Source organism: Microbacterium sp. YJN-G, from assembly GCF_015040615.1.
GTDB lineage: Bacteria > Actinomycetota > Actinomycetes > Actinomycetales > Microbacteriaceae > Microbacterium.
The window spans coordinates 1,471,845-1,491,303 of the sequence record NZ_CP060402.1 but is presented as its reverse complement, the minus strand read 5'-3'; the positions used below and the strand labels follow the sequence as shown (position 1 = coordinate 1,491,303).

Sequence of the window (19,459 nt, the reverse complement as noted above, 5' to 3'; positions counted from 1 at the left end):
GCACCACCGGGCTGCGGTTCCGCACCCGGACGTTCCTCGGAGTGGTTGTCGCCGGACATGCCGATCAGACCTCGAGAAGCTCTGCCTCTTTGCGCTTGAGCGCCTCGTCGATGGCGTCGACGTGCTGGCGGGTGAGAGCATCCAACTCCTTCTCACCGCGAGCGATCTCGTCCTCGCCGACGTCGGCCTTGAGCGCGTCGAGCTCGTCCTTCGCCTTGCGGCGGATGCCGCGCACGTGCACCTTTGCGTCCTCGCCCTTGGAGCGCACGAGCTTGACGTACTCCTTGCGACGCTCCTGGGTCAGCTCCGGCATGGTGACGCGGATGATGTTGCCGTCGTTGCTGGGGTTCGCGCCGAGGTTGGGCATGTCGCGGATCGCCTGCTCGATGGCCTTCAGCGCCGACTTGTCGTACGGCGTGACGATCAGCGAGCGCGCCTCGGGGTTGGCGAGCGAGGCCAGCTGCGCGAGCGGGGTCGGCGAGCCGTAGTAGTCCACCATCACCTTCTGGAACAGCTGCGGGTTGGCACGCCCGGTGCGGACCGTGGCGAAGTCCTCCTTGGCGGCTTCGACCGCACGCGTCATGCGTCCGGTGGTTTCGGCGAGGACATCCGCGATCACGGGGGCTCCTAACGTCAGAGGTTTGAACAATTCTATCCGGCGTCGTGCGCCGGGCCGTGAGCGACCGGGCGCTCAGGCGGTGACGAGCGTGCCGATCGGCTCGCCGAGCAGGGCGCGAGTGACGTTGCCCGACGGCTCCATGCCGAACACCCGCATGTCCATGTTGTTGTCCATGCACAGGCTGAACGCGGTCGAGTCCACCACGCGCAGTCCGCGCTGCAGCGCGTCGAGGTAGGTGACGCGCTCGATGCGCTCGGCGGTGGAGTCCTTCTTCGGGTCGGCCGTGTAGACGCCGTCGACGCCGTTCTTGGCCACCAGCACCTCCTGCGCACCGATCTCGAGCGCGCGCTGCGCGGCGACCGTGTCGGTGGAGAAGTACGGCAGGCCGGCGCCGGCACCGAAGATCACGACGCGGCCCTTCTCCATGTGCCGCTCCGCGCGCAGCGGGATGTACGGCTCGGCGACCTGTGTCATCGAGATGGCGGACTGCACCCGCGTGGCGGCGCCTGCCTGCTCGAGGAAGTCCTGCAGGGCGAGCGCGTTCATGACCGTGCCGAGCATGCCCATGTAGTCGGCGCGACCGCGGTCCATGCCGCGCTGGCTGAGCTCGGCGCCGCGGAAGAAGTTGCCACCGCCGACGACGATCGCGATCTCGACGCGATCGACGGCCGCCGCGATCTCGCGGGCGATCTGGCTGACGACGTCGGGGTTGACCCCGAGCTGTCCCCCGCCGAAGGCCTCGCCGGAGAGCTTGAGGAGGACGCGGCGGCGTCCAGAGCATTCGATCATGGGTGGATCCTCTCGTCCGGTTTCAAGATAGTGCCTCAGTATGTTCTGGGCATGCAGAAGAAGTCTGGGAAGGTGTTCTGGGCATGCAGAAGGGGTCCGGATCGTGTGGATCCGAACCCCTTCTCAGGTGTTACGCGCCGACCTTGAAGCGCGCGAAGTCGGTGACCGTGATGCCGGCGTCCTTCGCGACCTGCGCCACGGACAGCTTGTTGTCCTTCGCGTAGTCCTGCTCGAGCAGGGCAACCTGCTTGAAGTACGCGGTCACGCGACCCTCGACGATCTTCGGCAGGGCGGCCTCGGGCTTGCCCTCGTTGCGGGAGATCTCGGTGACGATCTCGCGCTCCTTCTCGACCTCGTCCGCGGGGACGTCCTCGCGGGAGAGGTAGGAGGGGTTCGCGAACGAGATGTGCTGCGCGATGCTGCGCGCGGTCTCGGCATCCGTGCCCTGGTAGGCGACGACGACGCCGATCTGCGGCGGCAGGTCCTTGCTGGTGCGGTGCAGGTACACCGTCACCGCATCGCCCTTGACGGTGCGGACGCGACGCAGTTCGACCTTCTCGCCGATGATCGCGGCCTCGTCGGAGATGACCTGCTCGACGGTCTGGTCGCCCGCGGGGGCGGCCAGCGCAGCCTCGAGCGAGTCGGCACCCACGGCGGCGACGGCGTCGGCGACCTTGTCGGCCAGCTTGATGAAGCGCTCGTTCTTGGCGACGAAGTCGGTCTCGCAGGCGAGCTCGATCAGCGTCACGGCGCCGTCGGACTCACGAGCGACGACGAGGCCCTCGCTGGTGGAGCGGTCGGCGCGCTTGGCGTTGCCCTTCGCACCCTTCAGACGCAGGATCTCGGTGGCCTTCTCGACGTCTCCGTCAGCCTCCTCGAGCGCCTTCTTGGTGTCGACCATTCCGGTGCCGAGCTGCTCGCGCAGCGCCTTGATGTCGGCGATGGTGAAGTTGGCCATGTGTGGTGGCTCCTTGCTTCGTGTCTGTGCGTGTGTGGGGTGGCTTACTTGGCGTCTGCGTCGGCAGCGGCCTCGGCCGGAGCCTCGTCGGCAGCCGGAGCCTCGTCGGCAGCCGGAGCCTCGGCGGCGGGGGCCTCAGCGGTCTCGGCCTCGGCTGCGGGGGCCTCAGCGGTCTCAGCCTCGGCGGCGGGGGCCTCGGAACCCTCGAGGAGCTCGCGCTCCCACTCCGCGAGCGGCTCGGCGTCGCCGGCCTCGGGGTTGTGCTTCTGCTGCAGGCCCTCGGCGGCGGCGTCGGCGATGATGCGCGTCAGCAGCGAGACCGAGCGGATCGCGTCGTCGTTGCCGGGGATCGGGTACTGGAAGTCGTCCGGGTCGGCGTTGGTGTCGAGGATGCCGATCACCGGGATGCCGAGCTTCTTGGCCTCGTCGATGGCGAGGTGCTCGCGCTTGGCGTCGACGACCCACAGGGCCGACGGGGTCTTCGACAGGTTGCGGATGCCGCCCAGCGACTTGTGCAGCTTGTCGAGCTCGCGCTTCTTGAGCAGCAGTTCCTTCTTGGTGAAGCCCGAGGCGGACGGGTTCTCGTAGTCGAGCTCCTCGAGCTCCTTCATGCGGGCGAGACGCTTCGCGATGGTGGAGAAGTTGGTGAGGAGTCCACCGAGCCAGCGCTGGTTGACGTAGGGCTGGCCGACGCGTGCGGCCTGCTCGGCGAGGATCTCCTGAGCCTGCTTCTTGGTGCCGACGAAGAGGATGGTGCCGCCGCGGGCGACGGTCTCCTTGACGAAGTCGTAGGCCTTGTCGATGTACGACAGCGACTGCTGCAGGTCGATGATGTGGATGCCGCTGCGCTCGGTGAGGATGAAGCGCTTCACCTTCGGGTTCCAGCGACGGGTCTGGTGTCCGAAGTGCACGCCGCTGTCGAGCAGCTGGCGGATGGTGACCACAGCCATGGTCGTCTCCTTGTTCTGACGCTCTCGCGTCGTTGAGGTTGTTGTCGCCGATCTCGCGATCGGCTGTCCTGGTGCCCGGCGCACACCCGCCCGCTCGTGAGAACGGGACCTGTGGGAGTGGATGCCGCGACTCGACCTTTCGGCGCTGTCGCTGTGGGCACGCGTAGTCACCCCGATTTCGGGGTGCCCGTCCAGTGTACAGGATCGCCGTCCCCCGCATCGGCCGCGCAGGGGCGCTGATCTCCCTGCACATCCGGCTGCTCCGCAGCAGTTCTCCACGGGGACCGGTCTGTGCCGTCCGGATGCCTCCTCCTCTCTGTCAGGGTGGCCGGGTGACAGCATCCGCAGCCTCGCCCCTCCGCCGTCCGCGGCGGATGCTGATGCTGCTGGTCGCGATGCTGACGCTGCCGGGAGTGCCGCAGGGTGCGGCCGCCGCATACGCATCTGCTCCGGTGGCCCGAGCGGCGGCGACTGCCGTCGCGCCGGACGCCCCCGGATATCCGTGGCACTGGCCGGTCGCGGGACGTCGTGCGGTGATCCTCCCGTTCCGCGCGCCCGCACACGAGTACGGCCCCGGACATCGGGGCATGGACATCGCAGCGGAGGGCGAGGTGCTCGCCCCCGCAGACGGCGTGGTCGCCTTCCGGGGCACGGTGGTGGACCGGCCGCTGATCACCATCGATCACGGCGGTGGCTATGTCACGACGCTGGAGCCGGTGACGTCGGAACTCCGACCGGGCGATGCGGTGGCCGCCGGTGAGAGCGTCGGAGCGCTGGCGGTGGGCGGTCACGCCGCCCGTGGCACCCTGCACGTCGGGGTGCGCGTGGACGGCCGCTATGTGAATCCGCGCGGGCTGTTCGGCGACATTCCGCGCGCGGTGCTGCTGCCCTGCTGCGACCGTTGAGGCGCGCGGACGCGCGACGGGGCTCAGGCGCGCGGATGCGCGAGCCGGTACGTGCTGGTCAGTCGTTCGGCCGAGACGTGCGTGTAGATCTGCGTGGTGCCCAGGCTCGCATGGCCCAGCAGCTCCTGCACCGCCCGCAGGTCGGCGCCGCCGTCGAGCAGGTGGGTGGCCGCGGAGTGGCGCAGCGCGTGCGGGCCGACGTGCTCCGCGCCGACGAACGGGGAGAGCACGCGCGCGACGAGCGTGTACACGCTGCGCGGGCCGATCCGCGCGCCCCGTGCCCCGAGGAACAGCGCCGGCGTCGCGGCATCCGCCCGCGCCTGCAGCGCCGGGCGACCTCGGGTGAGATACGCGCCGAGCGCCGCCGCTGCGGGGGCGCCGAACGGGACGACACGCTCCTTCGCACCCTTGCCGAGCACCCGCACCGTGCGGCGGTGCAGGTCCAGGTCGTCGACGTCGGTGCCGCACAGCTCGGAGACGCGGATGCCGGCGGCGTACAGCAGCTCGAGCATGGCGTGGTCGCGCAGTGCGACCGGGTCGCCGCCGGAGGCGGCGGTGCGTTGCGCGTCCAGCAGCTGCCGCATGCCGTCGGCGGAGGCGACGACCGGCAGGGTCTTCGCCCGTCGCGGCGTCACCAGTCGCAGGCTCGGGTCGACGGCGATCAGCTCGGCATCCCGGGCCCAGCCGAAGAACGAGCGCACGGCCGCCGCACGCCGGGCGAGCGTCGAGCGCGCATCGCCGCGCTGTGTGGCCTGCCAGAGCCAGTCGCGCAGCGCGTCGAGGTCGATGTCGTCGAGGGCGATGTCGCCCACCGCGCGGTGCAGGTCGGTCAGATCGGAGCGGTACGCCCGCACCGTGGCGGGCGAGAGCCGGCGCACCTGTGCGAGGTGCGTCACGAACGCCTCCGCCGCCGCAGCCAGTTCCATGGATCCAGCATGCCCTCGCCGCCGGCACTGCCCGGTGCGCCCCGCCGGTCACGCGTGCTCAGCGTCCACCGTCGGGGGATCTCGGATAGGGCTGCTCAGCCACTGGCCTGGGTCCAGCCCCGATCGCCCCGCTTCGCTGTGCCTTCCAGCTCCAGGATGCCGAGCAGGCTCCGCACCCGCTCGATGGTGAGCCCGCACCGGGGTGCGAGATCCTCCGGAGGCCGGGGTGTGCGGGCGCTCAGCGCGTCGAGCAGCCGCATCCGGTCGGGATCCTCCCGTGCGGTCGCCGGGGCTGGAGCGGCATCCTCACCCCAGAGTTCGCGGACCTCCTGCGCGGTGGTGACGCACACCGCGTCGTACTCGCGGAGCAGACGGTGGCACCCCGCCGACGCTGCTGAGGTGACGGGTCCCGGCACCGCGCCGAGCGGGCGGCCGAGTGCTGCCGCGTGCCCGGCGGTGTTCAGCGATCCGCTGCGCCAGCCCGCTTCGACCACGACCGTCGCGAGTCCGGCCGCCGCGATCAGTCTGTTGCGCTGCAGGAAGCGCCACTTGGTCGGGGCGGCGCCGCAGGGCACCTCGCTGAGCACCGCGCCGCCCCGGCGAATCCGGTCGAAGAGCTGCTGGTGACCGATCGGGTAGGCGCGATCCACTCCGCCGGCGAGGAAGGCGACGGTCATCCCTCCCACACCGAGTGCGGCGCGATGGGCCGCGCCGTCGATGCCGTATGCGCCGCCGGAGATGACCGTCACCCCGGATGCTGCGAGGTCACCGGCCAGTTCGCCCGCGACGGACTCGCCGTACGGTGTCGCCGCCCTGGCGCCGACGATCGACACCGCACCGGCACCCACCAGCGCCTCGATGTCTCCGCGCGCCCACAGCGCGATAGGGGCATGGTCTCCGAGGTCGTCGAGTCCGGCGGGCCAGGCGGCATCGGCGGGGGTCAGCAGCCGGCCGCCGACCTCCCGGCACGATTCCAGAGCGTCCCGCACGGCGCGCGGATCGGCACGGGGCTGCCAGCGCGCCTGAGCATCCGTGAGCTCGCGCTGCCCGGTCCGCCCGGGCACGAGCAGCCCGGGTTCCCCCAGGGCGATGCGCAGTGCCTCGTGCACGCCGTGGTCGGCGATCAGCGCTCCGGCGGCACCGTCGCCCGGCTCAGCGAGCACGGACCACGCCGCGCGAGCCACCACCTCGGCGGGGTCCAGGTCGGGTCGCAGCCGCTCCGCGGCGGGCCTGAGCCGGTCGTCATCGAGCATCCGAGCTGTCGTGATGGTCATGCCAGCAGTCCTCTCTTCAGGAACAATGCGCGTCCGAGCTCGTCGACTCCAGGGACGGCCGCACCCGCCAGGTCGGCGAGGGTCCACGCGATCCGCAGCACGCGGTCGTAGGCGCGCAGCGTGACGACGCCGCGCTCCAGTGCGCGGTCCAGCGGCGCGCGAACGGCCGGCGGCAGCCGCAGGCGTCCCTGTCGGAGCCGCTCCCCCGGCACATCTCCGTTGACCCGCCACGGAGATCCCCGCCAGCGTTCGGCGGCGGCGCCGCGCGCGTCGAGCACCGCCGTCCGGGCGATGGCGGTCGTCGTCACGGAGCGCTCTCCAGACGTCGCGCGGGCCGCCGCCACACGCGCCACCTGCAGATCGATGTCCACTCGATCGCGCAGCGGCCCCGACAGTCGTGCGCCGTATCGGCGGATCGCCATGGGCGGGCAGGTGCACTCGGCACCCCTGACACCGTAGTTGCCACACGGGCAGGGGTTCATCGCGAGGATCAGCTGGAATCGGGCGGGATAGCTCGCCGTGAACCCGGAGCGATGGATCTCGATGCGTCCGGATTCGAGCGGCTGCCGCAGCGCGTCCAGTGCCACACGCTGGAACTCGGGTGTCTCGTCGAGGAACAGCACACCGCGATGCGCCCGCACGATGGCGCCGGGGCGGGCGACCCGCGAACCGCCGCCGACAAGTGCGGCCACCGAGGCACTGTGGTGCGGCGCCTCGAACGGCACCACGTGCTCGAGCCGCGTGACCGCCTCGCCGGCGAGTGAGCGGATCGCCGCTACCTCGAGTGCCTCGTCGTCCTCGAGCGCCGGAAGGATGCCGGGCAGCCGCCGCGCCAGCATCGTCTTCCCGGCGCCGGGCGGGCCGCTCAGCATCATGTGATGACCGCCGGCTGCGGCGATGATCAGTGCCTGCACGGCCTCGTCCTGGCCGACGACATCCGCCAGGTCCAGCTGTTCGGCATCCGCGGTCGCGCTCTCCGGCATCCCGACCGGGTCGACATCGAGCACCTCGACCTCTGCACCGTGAGCGGCCGCCACCTCTGACAACGACGCCGCCGCACGCACCTCCACACCGGGTACGAGCGCTGCCTCGGCGGCGTTCGCATGCGGGACGATGACGCGGCGGAAGCCGGCCCGCGCGGCCGCGTAGACGGCGGGGAGCACCCCCGGCACAGGACGCAGCCGGCCGTCGAGCCCGAGCTCGCCGATGTGCACGGTCGAACGGATGGCCTCGCCGGGCAGGGAGCCGCCGGCGGCGAGCGTGGCGACGGCGATGCCGAGGTCGAACCCCGATCCGTGCTTGGGAAGGCTTGCCGGCGACAGATTGACGGTCAGCCTGCGGCGCAGCATGTCGAGGCCGGAGTTGCTGCAGGCGTTGCGGACGCGTTGCACCGCCTCGCCGAGTGCCTTGTCGGGCAGGCCGATGATCTTGAACTCCGGAGTCTGGGTGGAGAAGTCCGCTTCGATCTCGACCATGTGACCATCGACACCGGTGAGTGCCACCGCCCAGGTGCGCCCGGTGCTCACAGCAGGTCCACCAGATGCTCGAGGCTCGCGGTGGCGGCATCCGCCCCGATCAGGCCGACCGCCTCGAGCCGGATGGTGCGCCGGCGCGCGGCATCCGGATGGGAGGCCGCCCAGGCGAACGCCAGCCGCCACAGGCGGCGGCGCTTGCGCTCGTCGATCGCCTCGAACGGATGCCCGTACAGCTCCGTGCGGCGGGTCTTCACCTCGACGATGCACAGTGCGTCGTCGACCGCCGCGACGATGTCGATCTCACCGTCGCCGCAGCGCCAGTTCCTGTCGAGGATCGCGTAGCCGCGGGCGCGCAGGTGCGCTGCCGCCCTGTCTTCCCCGGCTCGTCCCAGCTCGTCCTTCGCTGCCATGCAGACAGCCTGCCGCCCGACGCGGACGCCGCCGGGCCACTATCCCGGTCGGTGTGGAGAACCCGGCCCGATCACGCGAATGTGGAAAGGAGTGGGCTCACTTGCCGTCGAGGGAGAGCTCGTCGGGCAGCTCGAACTCGCGCCGCTGCAGCTCCTCGACGTTGACGTCCTTGAAAGTCAGCACGCGCACGGCCTTCACGAAGCGGTCGGCACGGTAGATGTCCCACACCCAGACGTCGTTCATCGAGATCTCGAAATAGAAGTCCGTCTCGGTGTCGCGGCGGACGACGTTCACCTCGTTGGCGAGGTAGAACCGCCGCTCGGTCTCGACGACGTACTGGAACTGGGCGACGACATCCCGGTACTCGCGGAACAGCGCGAGCTCGAGCTCGCGGTCGTAGTCGTCGAAGGCATCCTCATCCATGATGACTCCATCCTAGAAGAGCGTCGGCTGCTCGGCGATCGACCACGATGCGCGGTGCCACGGCGACAGGCCGAGGGCACGGATCGCCTGCCGGTGCTCGAGGCTGGCGTAACCCTTGTTGCGATCCCACTGGTAGGCGGGATGGTCGGGATGCAGCTCCGTCATCAGCGCATCCCTGGCGACCTTCGCGATCACGGATGCCGCCGACACCGACGCGCAGTCGCGGTCGGCCTTGACCACCGGCCGCACAGTGAGCGGAACGTCATGCGCGCGTGAGACGTAGTCGTGGTTGCCGTCGAGGATCACCAGCGTGCGCTCGAGCGACGCGCCCAGGTCGACGACACCCTGCACCGCACGCGAGGCCGCGAGACCGAGAGCGCGCATGATGCCGACCTCGTCGACCTCGGCGGCGCTGGCCCAGCCGACCGCCGATGCCTGCACCCAGCTCTGCGCCCGCTGCGCCAGCTCGGGTCGTCGCCGCTCGGTGATGAGCTTCGAGTCGCGCAGCCCTTCGGGCACGCGACGCCGCGATCCCGCGGCATCCATCACCGCTGCTCCCACCGCGACCGGACCCGCCAGCGCCCCGCGCCCGACCTCGTCGAGCGCGATGATCAGGTCGAACTCCTCCTTCAGCAGGCGACGTTCGACGCGCAGCGTGGGGGCGACGACGGTCATTCCGCCTCCGGCACCGATCGGTAGACCTCGTCGTGCGTGTCGATGAGACCGACGCGGTCGAACGGCCAGGTCGTCAGGAAGGCACGGCCCACCACGTTCTCGAGCGGGACGAATCCGCCGCCGGGCAACTCCTGATGCGCCCGGGAGTCCTGCGAGCGGTCACGGTTGTCGCCCATGACCCAGATGGCGCCCGACGGCACGGTCACATCGAACTCGATGTTCGAGGCGGCGGTGTCGCCGTCGGGAAGATTCAGGTACGAGAGCTCGTCGATCGGCGTGCCGTTGACGGTGACCTGGCCGACGGCGTTGCAGCACACGATGCGGTCGCCGGGCAGGCCGATGACGCGCTTGACGAGATGGTCCTGCGCATCCGAGGTCGACAGCCCGACGAAGGTGAGCACCCAGTCGGCGGCCTCGACGAGAGCTGGCCTGGCGGGGCGCTGAGGCGCCGGCGGCAACCATCCACCCGGATCCTGGAACACGACCACGTCGCCGCGGTCATAGCCCGCCCAACGCGGCGTGAGCTCGTCGACGAGGATGCGGTCGTTGATCAGCAGAGTGCGCTCCATCGACCCGGACGGGATGTAGAACGAGCGCACGATGAAGGTCTTGACCACGAAGGAGACGAGCGCGGCGATGACGATGATGACGAGCACGTCGCGCAGGAACACCAGTGCTCCCCGGCGCCGAGGAGGCTGCTCCGCGGCTTCGGCGGCGTGGGCTGTCATGTGCACTCTCTTCTTCCGACGCCGTACGCAGACGGCAGTTACAAGGGTCGCACACGGATGTGCAGACGACAGAACCCCGGGACGGTCGTGTCCCGGGGTTCTGTGCAGGATGCTGCGATCAGTTGTCGCGCTTCTCCTTGATCTTCGCCTTCTTGCCGCGGAGGTTGCGCAGGTAGTACAGCTTGGCGCGGCGCACGTCACCGCGGGTGACGACCTCGATGTGGTCGATCACCGGCGAGTGCACCGGGAAGGTGCGCTCCACGCCCACCTGGAAGCTGATCTTGCGAACGGTGAAGGTCTCGCGCACGCCGTCGCCCTGACGGCCGATGACGACGCCCTGGAACACCTGGATACGCGAGCGGGTGCCCTCGGTGATGTTCACGTGCACCTTGACGGTGTCACCGGGGTGGAAGACAGGAATGTCCGAACGGAGCGAAGCCGCGTCTACGGCGTCGAGGATCTGCATGATCGTCTCTCTCTGCACTCGCCACAGGTCGGGTGCATGATTCAAAAGGAACAAGAACGGGTGTGTGTCGAGCGGCGCACAAGGCAACCGCGGGCTCCCCTGAGGCAGAGCCGGGTCACGGCACAAACATCTATTCTGCCATGGATCGCGGCGGCGCTCCAAACCCGGGGGCTCAGTGCTGCGCGCGGCGCTCCTCGATCACGATGACGTCCGCGGCAGCTGTGTCAGCGGGGGTCTCGGCACGGGTGAGGGTGCTCCACGAGACCGTCTCGCGGATGCGCACACCGCTGCCGCGCGCCTCGTTCCACAGCTGGCTCAGCTGCAGCCAGAAGAGTCCGATCGCCGCGAGGATCGCCCCGGTCAGCAGCCAGCCGAAGCCGCCCTCGATGAACAGCCCGACACCGATGGTCAGTGCGTGCCAGATCGCGAAACCCGCGACATCCGGCCACGAGAGTGCGCGTTCGGCGCGCACGGAAGGGCGCGAGCGCGTGAGCAGCGTGAGGATCAGCTGCCCGGCGAACACGGCGGGCATGGCCATGAGCAGCACCCACAGCAGGCCCAGCACGCTCTGGCCGAAGATCGCCCAGCCGACGAAGATCCACAGCGGCAGGACGAAAGCGGCCGGCAGGAGCCAGCGGAAGAATGCCCGGCGCAACCACATACTTCGATCGTACGTGCATCACGGATGCAGCGGCGGTGGTGTTCGCTGTGAGCTTCCGCAATGCCGGATCGGGAAGAATGGGTGACGACGAGAGGAACTCCCCCATGATCGAACTGCGCACCCCGGCCGAGATCGACGAGATGCGGGCCGCCGGCCGCTTCGTCGCCGAGACGCTGGCGACCCTGCGCGACGAGACGAAGGTGGGAACCAACCTGCTCTCGATCGACGCCCGCGCCCACGACATGATCCGCAAGGCCGGCGCGGAGTCCTGCTACATCGACTACGCGCCGTCGTTCGGCCGTGGCCCGTTCGGCAAGGTGATCTGCACCTCCGTCAACGACGCTGTGCTGCACGGACTGCCCCACGACTACGCGCTGCGCGACGGTGACCTCGTCACCCTCGACTTCGCCGTGTCCGTCGACGGCTGGGTCGCCGACTCGGCCGTCTCGTTCGTCGTCGGCACCCCGCGCGACGAGGATCTGCGGCTCATCGACACCACGGAGCGCGCCCTGGATGCCGCGATCGCCGCGGCCGTCGTCGGCAACCGGATCGGGGACATCTCGGCATCCATCGCCTCGGTCGCGCACGGCGAGGGCTACTCGATCAACACCGAGTTCGGCGGACACGGGGTCGGGCGCACCATGCACGGCGACCCGCACGTCGCCAACGACGGCCGGGCAGGACGCGGGTTCCCGCTGCGCTCCGGGCTGGTGCTGGCGCTGGAGCCGTGGTTCCTCGCGACGACCGACGAACTCGTCACGGATGCCGACGGCTGGACGCTGCGCAGCGCCGACGGCTCGCGCGGCTCGCACTCCGAGCACACCATCGCCATCACCGAGGACGGCCCGATCATCCTCACCGACCGCAGCTTCCTCGGCGTCGACTGACTCCCGCACCTCCCGCCCCTCCTGCGTAGTCTCCTCCGCATCCTCCGCCGAAACCCCTCATCAGTGTCGAAACCCCTCGTGTTTCGCGCGATTCACGAGGGGTTTCGACAGCCAGGAGGGGTTTCGGCGGGATGCGGCAGCGACGTCAGAGCGTGCGGCAGTGACGTCAGGCGGCGCGGTAGACGTACACGTCGGTGATCTGCGGGAGGTCGAAGTCGTCGCGCCCGGCTGTCTGCGGGTCGGTGTCGAGGATGTGCTCGACCTCGGCGAGCATCCGTGCCCGTTCTGCGTCGGAAGCTACCATGAAGCTGCTCACGGTGAGCCAGCGCGAGACGTAGTCGGCGCGCCGGATGCGCTCACGCCACCGGATCGTCCGGTGTGACTCGAACTCGAAACCGGGGAGCTCCTCCGCAGCCGAGCTCGTCGTCTCGTCGACCTCCGAGACCGCTGGGTGGGCGATACGGTGGCACGCGCGATCCCACGCGCAGGCCGTGTCGGAGTGGTTCCAGAGCAGGCCGAGTGTGCCGCCGGGCGCCAGCACGCGCCGGATCTCGGCGCAGGCGGGTTCGCGGTCGAACCAGTGGAACGCCTGGGCGACGGTGACGATGTCGACGGATCCATACGCCACGGGGATGCTCTCGGCGCTGCCGATGTGCGCTTCGACGGCGGGCAGCTTCTCCCGCAGGACTGCGAGCATCTGCTCCGAAGGATCGACCGCGATGACCCGCTCGGCGCGGTCGATCAGCCTCTCGGTGAACTTGCCGGTACCCGCACCCAGGTCGAGAGCGGCACGCACGGGCGTCGACATGATCGTATCCGCCGCCGCTTCGGGGAATCCCGGTCGGTATCGGTCGTACTCCGCCCCGGCGTTCAGGAACGATTGCGCCAGCATCTGATCAGCCACGCCCCGACGCTATCAGCGCCTCCACTGCCCTCCGCCGAAACCCCTCATCAGCGACGATACCCCTCGTGATTCACGCGATTCCTGAGGGGTATGGGCAGCCACGAGGGGTTTCGGCGGAAGTGGTGGCGGGGGTACGTCGGCGATCGATCAGTCGTCCAACAGGTCGGGACGGCGGATGCGGGTGCGTTCGAGCTGCTGCTCGCGGCGCCACGCGGCGATCGCACCGTGGTTGCCGCTGAGCAGGATCGGCGGCACCTCATGTTCGCGCCAGACCGCCGGCTTCGTGTACGAGGGGTACTCGAGCAGGCCGTCCTCGTGCGACTCCTCGACGAGGCTCTCGGGGTTGCCGACGACACCGGGGATGAGCCGGCCGATGGCCTCGATCATCGCCATCACGGCGACCTCTCCCCCGTTGAGCACGTAGTCGCCGAGGCTGATCAGGCGCACCTCGCCGAGGTCACGTGCGTACTCGAACACGCGCTCGTCGATGCCCTCGTAGCGTCCGCATCCGAAGACCAGGTGCTCACGCGTCGCAAGGTCACGCGCGGTCGCCTGGGTGAAGACCTCACCGGCGGGTGAGGGGAAGATGATCGTGGGCCTGGTGCCGCCTGCGGCGAGCTGATCCAATGCCAGCCCCCACGGCTCGGGCTTCATGACCATGCCCGCGCCGCCGCCGTACGGCGTGTCGTCGACCGTGCGGTGCCGGTCGTGCGTCCAGTCGCGCAGGTCGTGCACCGACAGATCGAGGATGCCGGAATCCCGCGCCTTGCCCAGCAGGGAGAGCGCCAGCCCGTCGAAGTACGACGGGAAGATCGAGACGACGTCGATGCGATGTGCTGAGCGACCGGAGGGAGTCGAAGTGCGCATGCGTCGAGGGTATCCGGCGGTCACTCGGATGCGGACGAGCCGCCGTCCGCGGCATCCGCGTCGCTGTGCTCGACGGCATCCGCTGCGCCCTCTTCGGCGCCTTCGGCACCGGCATCCGGCACATCCGCCGAGGGCAGCTCTTCGAACAGGCCTGCGGGCGGCGTGACGATGATGCGGCCCGCCGCCAGGTCGACGATGGGGACGATCGCGGAGACGAACGGGACCATGACGTCGCCTGCCGCGGTCTTGACGATCAGCAGGTCCTGCGCGGGCAGGTGCTCGACGCGCACGACACGGCCGACGACGACGTCGTCGCGGACGACCTCGACGCCCACGAGCTGGTGGGCGTACCAGGCGTCCTCCTCGACCTCTTCGTCCTCGTCCATCCACAGGATGGCGCGGACCAGGGTCTCGGCAGTGGTGCGGTCGTCGACGCCCTCGAGGAAGACGACGGAGTTGCCGTTCATGACCCGGTACTCACGGATCGTGACGGACTTGCCGTGCCAGGCGGATGCCTCGGGCACCTGCAGGGTGAACTCGGCACCGGGGACGAACCGGCGCTCGGGGGCGTCGGTGTACAGCTCGAGCTTCAACGCGCCCTTGAGACCGTGTGCCTTGAGCAGGCGGCCGACGCGGAGCTGGTTCTTCTCTGCTGCCACGTCAGTCGTCCGCGACATCGACGCGGACGCGGCGTCCGTCGGCGAGGGCGGAGATGAGCGTGCGCAGAGCCTTGGCGGTGCGGCCGCCGCGCCCGATCACGCGACCACGGTCATCCGGGTGCACGTGCACCTCGAGAACGTCGCCCCGGGGCGACGCGGATGCGGTGATGCGGACGTCATCCGGGTGATCGACGATCCCCTTGACGACGTGTTCGAGCGCGGCGGCGAGCACAGCGATTACTCGGCGTCGGCGGCGGGGGCCTCAGCGGCCTCCGCGTCGGCGGCGGGAGCCTCGGCCGGCTCAGCGGCCTTCTCGGCCTTGGGCTTGATGACCGACTTCTTCGAGGAGTCCACCTCGAAGCCGGCCTTGGCCTCGGCGACCTGGACGGTGGACTTCGCGTCCTTGTCGCCCTTGAACTTGCCCCAGTCACCCGTGAGCTTGAGGAGCGCGGTGACCTGCTCGGTCGGCTGGGCGCCGACGGAGAGCCAGTACTGCGCGCGCTCGGAGTCGACCTCGATGACCGAGGGCTGCTCGGTGGGGTGGTACTTGCCGATCTCCTCGATCACGCGACCATCGCGCTTGGTGCGCGAGTCGGCGACGACGATGCGGTAGTAGGGCGCGCGGATCTTGCCGAAGCGCTTGAGACGGATCTTGACAGCCACGATTCTCCTGAATTGTGTGGGAAACGAAGATGAACGACGCCTGGAGCGTGGGGTGCACACCCGGCGGAAGCTCGGTAAGGGGGACGGCAGCCGGATAGAGGGTCGAGCAGCCGTCCGACCCTCTATTCTGCCAGATCGGGTCGCGCTCCGCGAAACCACGCGACACGGCGTGTGCCACCGTGTCGCGGCGCGTGTCAGACTGTGCGCGTGCCGATCGAATTCGCCTCTTCCGCCCGCTCCACGGTGGGGCTGGAGTGGGAGGTCATGCTCGCCGATCCCGTGACCGGCGACCTGGTCGGTCGTGCCCCCGAGCTGCTCACCGCTCTCGAGGAGCAGAGTGCCGCCGAGCGGCACACCGTCACCGGCGAGCTGCTCACCAACACGATCGAGGTGACCAGCGGCGTCGGGGCCACGGTGGCGGATGCCGTGCGCGACATCGCCGCGGCCATCGCGGCGGTGCGCCGCGCGACCGACCCCGCCGGCATCGAGCTGCTCTCGGCTGGGAGCCACCCGTTCGCCCAGTGGTTCAACCAGCGCGTCACCGACAAGAACCGGTATCACAAGCTCATCGAACGGACCCAGTGGTGGGGACGGAACATGATGATCTGGGGCATCCACGTGCACGTCGGCATCGAGAACCGCGCGAAGGTGCTGCCCATCATCGGCGCCCTGTCGGCGTTCCTGCCGCACCTGCAGGCGCTGTCGGCTTCCAGCCCGTATTGGGCAGGAGAGCGCACCGGCTACGCCTCCAACCGCGCACTCGTCTTCCAGCAGCTGCCCACCGCCGGTCTGCCCTGGCAGGTGGCCACCTGGGCCGAGTTCGAGGGCTACGTCGATGACATGACCCGCACGGGGGTGCTGGCCGATCCGTCCGAGATCCGCTGGGACATCCGCCCGGCGCCCCGCTGGGGCACCATCGAGGTGCGTGCCTGCGACGGGATGTCGACCCTGTCCGAGCTCGCCTCGGTCGCCGCGCTCACCCAGTGCCTGGTGGAGTTCTTCTCCCGCGAGCTCGACGAGGGACGCCCGCTGACGACCCTGCAGCCGTGGTTCCACCGCGAGAACAAGTGGCGCGCCGCACGGTACGGCCTCGAGGCGCGGGTGATCGTCGATCCCGCGGGTTCGCAGATCCCGGTGCGCGAGCACCTCGCCGCGGTGGTCGACGACCTGATGCCGATCGCGCACGAACTCGGCTGCGCCGAGGAGCTCGCCGGGGTGCGCACGATCCTGCGCGACGGCGCAAGCTACTCGCGTCAGCTGGAGACGGCGGATGCCGCGGGCGGCGACCTGCACAGCGTCGTGCAGCACCTGATCCGTGAGTTCCGGGCCGGACCGGAGCGCTCGGCTTCCACGTGATGCCCCGGCCCCCGGCCCCCGGCATCCGGACTCCTGGTCAGCGCTCCTCGGCGAGCAGCCGCGCGAGCGACTCGTCCAGCACGACGTCGGTGACCAGCCCGGCACCGATCGCCGCCCGCAGCGAACCGAGCTTCGCAGCCCCCGAGACGATGCACACGCGCCGCGGCACGCGGCGCAGCCGGTCGAGTCCTGGGCCCGTCGAGCGGGCGTTGAGCCGGATATCCTTCCAGCTGCCGTCCGCTCGGAAGAACACCGTCGCGACGTCGCCGATCGCACGATCCTCGCGCAGGCTGCGATAGTCATCGCGGCTGAGGTAGCCGCCGACGTACACGCGGCTGGGCACCTCGGCCTCGGGCGAGCCGAGGCCGAACACGGCGATGTCCATCGTCGACTGGAAGGCCAGCACGCGGCGGGTGCTGCGCTCCCTCCACATGGCCTCGCGGGTGTCGGGGTCGTCGAAGAACGCCGGCACCGGGAACTGCTCCACCTGCGCGCCGAAGGCCGCCCCGAACCGCTGCAGGATGTCGCTGGAGTACTCCAGACCACTGGTCTGCACATTGCCGGCGCCGTTGAGCTGCACGAACGTGGTGCCGTGGGTCTCCTTCGGCACGAGCGAGCGACTGAGCATGCTGATCGTCGATCCCCAGGCGATGCCGACCACCATGTTCGACTCGACGAACTGCGACAGCAGGCGCCCCGCGGTCAGCACCACCCGTTCCAGTCGCTCGACCTCGTTGACGATCCCGGGTATCGGCACGATGTGCGCGGCGACCCGGTACCGCGTGCGCAACTGCTCCTCGAGCTGCCCGACCCGTTCGATGGGCGAGTTGATGCGAATGTCGACCAGCCCGGTCTCACGGGCGTGCGACAGCAGGCGCGACACCGAGGAGCGCGATGTGCCGAGCTCCGTGGCGATCGCATCCATCGTCATGTCCTGCAGGTAGTACAGCTTCGCAGCGGTGAGCGCGGCGGTCATCCTCGCATCATGACGAGTGGCTTCCGCGGTCATGGGCACCTCCTCCGACCCCAGGATTGCACATTCGTGCAGAGCGTTTGCAAGATCCTGCCACCGGACCGATGCTGGAGGCGGACGAAGGGCGGATCATGGTCGAATCGACGCGCAGCGCACGACGGGACGCAGAGCTGGGAGCAGTGCGGGATGCCGGACGGACGACCGTCCTCATAATCGGCGCCGGCATCAACGGGATCGCGCTGTTCCGCGACCTGGCCCTGCAGGGCATCGATGCGGTGATCGTCGACCGGGGTGACTTCGCGAGCGGCGCGTCGGCAGCATCCAGTCACATGATCCACGGCGGTATCCGCTACCTCGAAAACGGTGAGTTCCGGCTGGTGCGGGAATCGGTTCAGGAGCGCAACGGCCTGCTGAAGATCGCGCCGCACTACGTCAAGCCGTTGCGGACCACCATCCCGATCTACTCGACCTTCTCGGGGATCCTCACCGCTCCGCTGCGCTTCCTCACGCACCGCGGCGGCAAGCCGCAGGAGCGCGGCGCAGCGCTGATCAAGGCCGGCCTGACCATCTACGACCTCTTCTCGCGCGACGGCGGCAGCGTGCCGCGGCACCGGTTCCTGGGCCGGCGGAAGTCGCTTGAGGAGCTGCCCCAGCTCGACCCGGCGGTCAAGTACACCGCGACGTACTACGACGCGTCGATGCACGACCCCGAGCGGCTCGCCCTCGACGTGCTGCAGGACGCCCGCTCCGCCCACGCCGGCGCGATCGCGCTCAACTACGTCGAGGCGGTGGGTCGTCAGGGCGAAGCCGTCGTGCTGCGCGACCGCGAGACCGCCGAGGAGTTCGCGGTCAGCGCCGACGTCATCGTGAACGCCTCCGGCCCGTGGACGGATCTGACCAACGACGCGCTCGGTGAGCACACCCGCTTCATGGGCGGCACCAAGGGCTCGCACATCGTGCTGGACCACCCCGAGCTTCTCGACGCCACCGGCGGACGAGAGATCTTCTTCGAGCACTCCGACGGACGCATCGTGCTGATCTACCCGCTCAAGGACCGCGTGCTCGTCGGCACCACCGACATCGACGCCGATCCGCGCGTACCTGCCCGGTGCACCGAGGCGGAGGTCGACTACTTCTTCGACCTCATCGGTCATGTCTTCCCCGGCATCGAGGTCTCGCGTGAGCAGATCGTGTACCGGTTCTCGGGCATCCGTCCTCTCCCCCGCCACGAGGACACCGCCCCCGGCTTCGTCTCCCGCGACTACCGCATCGAACTCGACGACCGCGGCGCGACGCCGGTGCTGAGCCTGGTCGGCGGCAAGTGGACGACGTTCCGGGCCCTGGGTGAGGCGCTGGCCGATCGCGTGCTCGAGCTGCTGGACCGCACCCGCTCGGTCTCCACCGCGGGCCTGCCGATCGGCGGCGGGCACGGGTTCCCGCGCACGGTGCGCGCCCGCGCGGCGTGGCAGCACGCGAACCTGCCCGGCGCCGACGCGGCACGCGCGGACCAGCTGCTCGCCCGCTACGGCACCCGCGCCGCTCAGGTGTGGGCGCACATCGAGCAGGAGGACGACCGCCCGCTGGCAGGCGGTGCGCTGACGGTGCGGGAGCTGGAGTGGATGGTCGAGCACGAGCTGGTCGTGCGCCTGACCGACATCGTGCTGCGCCGCACGAGCATCGCCTTCGTCGGCGACGCGACCGGCGAGGTGCTCGCCGAGCTGGCGGATGCTCTCGCTCCTCTGATGGGATGGGATGCGACGCGAAGGGATGCCGAGGTCGAGGCGGCCGTGCAGCTGCTCAACGACGCGCACGGACTCTCACTCGCCGTTCCCGCCCGCCGCTGACGACACACCGTCCCAGAACGCGGGTCGCAGACGTCCCGCTGAAGGA

23 protein-coding genes are annotated in these 19,459 nt (G+C 69.7%); 4 read left to right on the top strand and 19 right to left on the bottom strand.

The features are described 5' to 3' along the window. Positions 1–64 precede the first annotated feature (64 nt). The 4 genes from frr to rpsB all read right to left on the bottom strand — a co-directional run bounded on the left by frr (position 65) and on the right by rpsB (position 3,316). Entirely contained in the window at positions 65–619 is a 555-nt protein-coding gene (gene frr, locus H7694_RS07005) for a ribosome recycling factor (protein WP_193598798.1), read from the bottom strand. Between the two features lie 72 nt (positions 620–691). Then, positions 692–1,408, bottom strand: a complete 717-nt coding sequence (gene pyrH, locus H7694_RS07000) for a UMP kinase (RefSeq protein WP_193598797.1) — start codon at positions 1,406–1,408, stop codon at positions 692–694. A gap of 130 nt (positions 1,409–1,538) precedes the next feature. Further along, positions 1,539–2,366 carry a translation elongation factor Ts gene (tsf, locus tag H7694_RS06995; protein WP_193598796.1) on the bottom strand — a complete coding sequence of 276 codons (828 nt, stop codon included), beginning with the start codon at positions 2,364–2,366 and terminating at the stop codon, positions 1,539–1,541. Positions 2,367–2,410: 44 nt separating this feature from the next. Further along, on the bottom strand, positions 2,411–3,316 hold the full coding sequence (gene rpsB / locus H7694_RS06990) for a 30S ribosomal protein S2 (protein ID WP_193598795.1): 906 nt from the start codon (positions 3,314–3,316) through the stop codon (positions 2,411–2,413). 332 nt (positions 3,317–3,648) lie between these two features. On the opposite strand from rpsB, the gene H7694_RS06985 reads away from it, so the two are divergent. Then, the gene (locus H7694_RS06985) at positions 3,649–4,221 is read left to right on the top strand and encodes a murein hydrolase activator EnvC family protein (protein ID WP_227468330.1); all 573 of its coding nucleotides are present in this window, start codon (positions 3,649–3,651) and stop codon (positions 4,219–4,221) included. A 23-nt stretch (positions 4,222–4,244) separates the two neighbouring features. Here the strand turns inward: H7694_RS06985 and H7694_RS06980 are convergent, their stop codons facing one another. The 9 genes from H7694_RS06980 to H7694_RS06940 all read right to left on the bottom strand — a co-directional run bounded on the left by H7694_RS06980 (position 4,245) and on the right by H7694_RS06940 (position 11,260). Further along, the gene (locus H7694_RS06980; protein WP_193598794.1) at positions 4,245–5,147 is read right to left on the bottom strand and encodes a tyrosine recombinase XerC; all 903 of its coding nucleotides are present in this window, start codon (positions 5,145–5,147) and stop codon (positions 4,245–4,247) included. A gap of 95 nt (positions 5,148–5,242) precedes the next feature. After that, positions 5,243–6,421, bottom strand: a complete 1,179-nt coding sequence (gene dprA, locus H7694_RS06975; protein ID WP_227468329.1) for a DNA-processing protein DprA — start codon at positions 6,419–6,421, stop codon at positions 5,243–5,245. Then, positions 6,418–7,947, bottom strand: coding sequence for a YifB family Mg chelatase-like AAA ATPase (locus H7694_RS06970; RefSeq protein ID WP_193598793.1), 1,530 nt, complete (start codon positions 7,945–7,947; stop codon positions 6,418–6,420). The genes dprA and H7694_RS06970 overlap by 4 nt, the downstream gene beginning before the upstream one ends. Then, positions 7,944–8,306: a YraN family protein gene (locus H7694_RS06965; RefSeq protein WP_193598792.1), complete on the bottom strand. Its 363-nt coding sequence runs from the start codon at positions 8,304–8,306 to the stop codon at positions 7,944–7,946. Before H7694_RS06965 ends, H7694_RS06970 begins: the two co-directional genes overlap by 4 nt. Before the next feature lie 97 nt (positions 8,307–8,403). Then, positions 8,404–8,730: a DUF2469 family protein gene (locus H7694_RS06960; protein WP_193598791.1), complete on the bottom strand. Its 327-nt coding sequence runs from the start codon at positions 8,728–8,730 to the stop codon at positions 8,404–8,406. A gap of 12 nt (positions 8,731–8,742) precedes the next feature. Next, on the bottom strand, positions 8,743–9,405 hold the full coding sequence (locus H7694_RS06955) for a ribonuclease HII (RefSeq protein WP_193598790.1): 663 nt from the start codon (positions 9,403–9,405) through the stop codon (positions 8,743–8,745). After that, complete coding sequence (gene lepB / locus H7694_RS06950) at positions 9,402–10,133, bottom strand: signal peptidase I (RefSeq protein WP_193598789.1); 732 nt, start codon at positions 10,131–10,133, stop codon at positions 9,402–9,404. The genes H7694_RS06955 and lepB overlap by 4 nt, the downstream gene beginning before the upstream one ends. Before the next feature lie 118 nt (positions 10,134–10,251). Next, positions 10,252–10,599: a 50S ribosomal protein L19 gene (gene rplS / locus H7694_RS06945; RefSeq protein ID WP_071644740.1), complete on the bottom strand. Its 348-nt coding sequence runs from the start codon at positions 10,597–10,599 to the stop codon at positions 10,252–10,254. Positions 10,600–10,771: 172 nt separating this feature from the next. Continuing rightward, positions 10,772–11,260 carry an MFS transporter permease gene (locus H7694_RS06940; protein ID WP_193598788.1) on the bottom strand — a complete coding sequence of 163 codons (489 nt, stop codon included), beginning with the start codon at positions 11,258–11,260 and terminating at the stop codon, positions 10,772–10,774. 104 nt (positions 11,261–11,364) lie between these two features. Between H7694_RS06940 and map the strand changes: the two genes are divergently transcribed. Next, the gene (gene map, locus H7694_RS06935; RefSeq protein ID WP_193598787.1) at positions 11,365–12,147 is read left to right on the top strand and encodes a type I methionyl aminopeptidase; all 783 of its coding nucleotides are present in this window, start codon (positions 11,365–11,367) and stop codon (positions 12,145–12,147) included. Positions 12,148–12,313: 166 nt separating this feature from the next. On the opposite strand, the gene H7694_RS06930 is transcribed toward map, so the two are convergent. The 5 genes from H7694_RS06930 to rpsP form a co-directional block, all read right to left on the bottom strand. Then, positions 12,314–13,051, bottom strand: coding sequence for a class I SAM-dependent methyltransferase (locus H7694_RS06930; RefSeq protein ID WP_193598786.1), 738 nt, complete (start codon positions 13,049–13,051; stop codon positions 12,314–12,316). A gap of 147 nt (positions 13,052–13,198) precedes the next feature. Further along, positions 13,199–13,918, bottom strand: a complete 720-nt coding sequence (gene trmD, locus H7694_RS06925; protein ID WP_193598785.1) for a tRNA (guanosine(37)-N1)-methyltransferase TrmD — start codon at positions 13,916–13,918, stop codon at positions 13,199–13,201. Between the two features lie 20 nt (positions 13,919–13,938). Continuing rightward, positions 13,939–14,595 carry a ribosome maturation factor RimM gene (rimM, locus tag H7694_RS06920; protein WP_193598784.1) on the bottom strand — a complete coding sequence of 219 codons (657 nt, stop codon included), beginning with the start codon at positions 14,593–14,595 and terminating at the stop codon, positions 13,939–13,941. Further along, on the bottom strand, positions 14,579–14,809 hold the full coding sequence (locus H7694_RS06915) for an RNA-binding protein (RefSeq protein ID WP_193598783.1): 231 nt from the start codon (positions 14,807–14,809) through the stop codon (positions 14,579–14,581). Before H7694_RS06915 ends, rimM begins: the two co-directional genes overlap by 17 nt. Before the next feature lie 5 nt (positions 14,810–14,814). Then, complete coding sequence (rpsP, locus tag H7694_RS06910) at positions 14,815–15,240, bottom strand: 30S ribosomal protein S16 (RefSeq protein WP_193598782.1); 426 nt, start codon at positions 15,238–15,240, stop codon at positions 14,815–14,817. Positions 15,241–15,447: 207 nt separating this feature from the next. Here rpsP and H7694_RS06905 point away from each other — a divergent pair, with 207 nt between their 5' ends. Continuing rightward, on the top strand, positions 15,448–16,596 hold the full coding sequence (locus H7694_RS06905) for a glutamate--cysteine ligase (protein ID WP_193598781.1): 1,149 nt from the start codon (positions 15,448–15,450) through the stop codon (positions 16,594–16,596). 37 nt (positions 16,597–16,633) lie between these two features. Here the strand turns inward: H7694_RS06905 and H7694_RS06900 are convergent, their stop codons facing one another. Beyond that, on the bottom strand, positions 16,634–17,572 hold the full coding sequence (locus H7694_RS06900; protein WP_227468328.1) for a sugar-binding transcriptional regulator: 939 nt from the start codon (positions 17,570–17,572) through the stop codon (positions 16,634–16,636). A 128-nt stretch (positions 17,573–17,700) separates the two neighbouring features. On the opposite strand from H7694_RS06900, the gene H7694_RS06895 reads away from it, so the two are divergent. Beyond that, positions 17,701–19,413: a glycerol-3-phosphate dehydrogenase/oxidase gene (locus tag H7694_RS06895; protein WP_193598779.1), complete on the top strand. Its 1,713-nt coding sequence runs from the start codon at positions 17,701–17,703 to the stop codon at positions 19,411–19,413. Positions 19,414–19,459: the final 46 nt, after the last annotated feature.

Excerpts from the sequence above, each read along its gene's own strand:
- pyrH (WP_193598797.1), bottom strand. The coding sequence starts at position 1,408 with ATGATCGAATGCTCTGGACGCCGCCGCGTCCTCCTCAAGCTCTCCGGC.
- lepB (WP_193598789.1), bottom strand. The coding sequence starts at position 10,133 with ATGACAGCCCACGCCGCCGAAGCCGCGGAGCAGCCTCCTCGGCGCCGG.
- H7694_RS06980 (WP_193598794.1), bottom strand. The coding sequence starts at position 5,147 with ATGGAACTGGCTGCGGCGGCGGAGGCGTTCGTGACGCACCTCGCACAG.
- H7694_RS06960 (WP_193598791.1), bottom strand. The coding sequence starts at position 8,730 with ATGGATGAGGATGCCTTCGACGACTACGACCGCGAGCTCGAGCTCGCG.
- dprA (WP_227468329.1), bottom strand. The coding sequence starts at position 6,421 with ATGACCATCACGACAGCTCGGATGCTCGATGACGACCGGCTCAGGCCC.
- tsf (WP_193598796.1), bottom strand. The coding sequence starts at position 2,366 with ATGGCCAACTTCACCATCGCCGACATCAAGGCGCTGCGCGAGCAGCTC.
- H7694_RS06940 (WP_193598788.1), bottom strand. The coding sequence starts at position 11,260 with ATGTGGTTGCGCCGGGCATTCTTCCGCTGGCTCCTGCCGGCCGCTTTC.
- rpsB (WP_193598795.1), bottom strand. The coding sequence starts at position 3,316 with ATGGCTGTGGTCACCATCCGCCAGCTGCTCGACAGCGGCGTGCACTTC.
- H7694_RS06955 (WP_193598790.1), bottom strand. The coding sequence starts at position 9,405 with ATGACCGTCGTCGCCCCCACGCTGCGCGTCGAACGTCGCCTGCTGAAG.
- rplS (WP_071644740.1), bottom strand. The coding sequence starts at position 10,599 with ATGCAGATCCTCGACGCCGTAGACGCGGCTTCGCTCCGTTCGGACATT.
- H7694_RS06895 (WP_193598779.1), top strand. The coding sequence starts at position 17,701 with ATGGTCGAATCGACGCGCAGCGCACGACGGGACGCAGAGCTGGGAGCA.
- trmD (WP_193598785.1), bottom strand. The coding sequence starts at position 13,918 with ATGCGCACTTCGACTCCCTCCGGTCGCTCAGCACATCGCATCGACGTC.
- rimM (WP_193598784.1), bottom strand. The coding sequence starts at position 14,595 with ATGTCGCGGACGACTGACGTGGCAGCAGAGAAGAACCAGCTCCGCGTC.
- H7694_RS06965 (WP_193598792.1), bottom strand. The coding sequence starts at position 8,306 with ATGGCAGCGAAGGACGAGCTGGGACGAGCCGGGGAAGACAGGGCGGCA.
- map (WP_193598787.1), top strand. The coding sequence starts at position 11,365 with ATGATCGAACTGCGCACCCCGGCCGAGATCGACGAGATGCGGGCCGCC.
- H7694_RS06900 (WP_227468328.1), bottom strand. The coding sequence starts at position 17,572 with ATGACCGCCGCGCTCACCGCTGCGAAGCTGTACTACCTGCAGGACATG.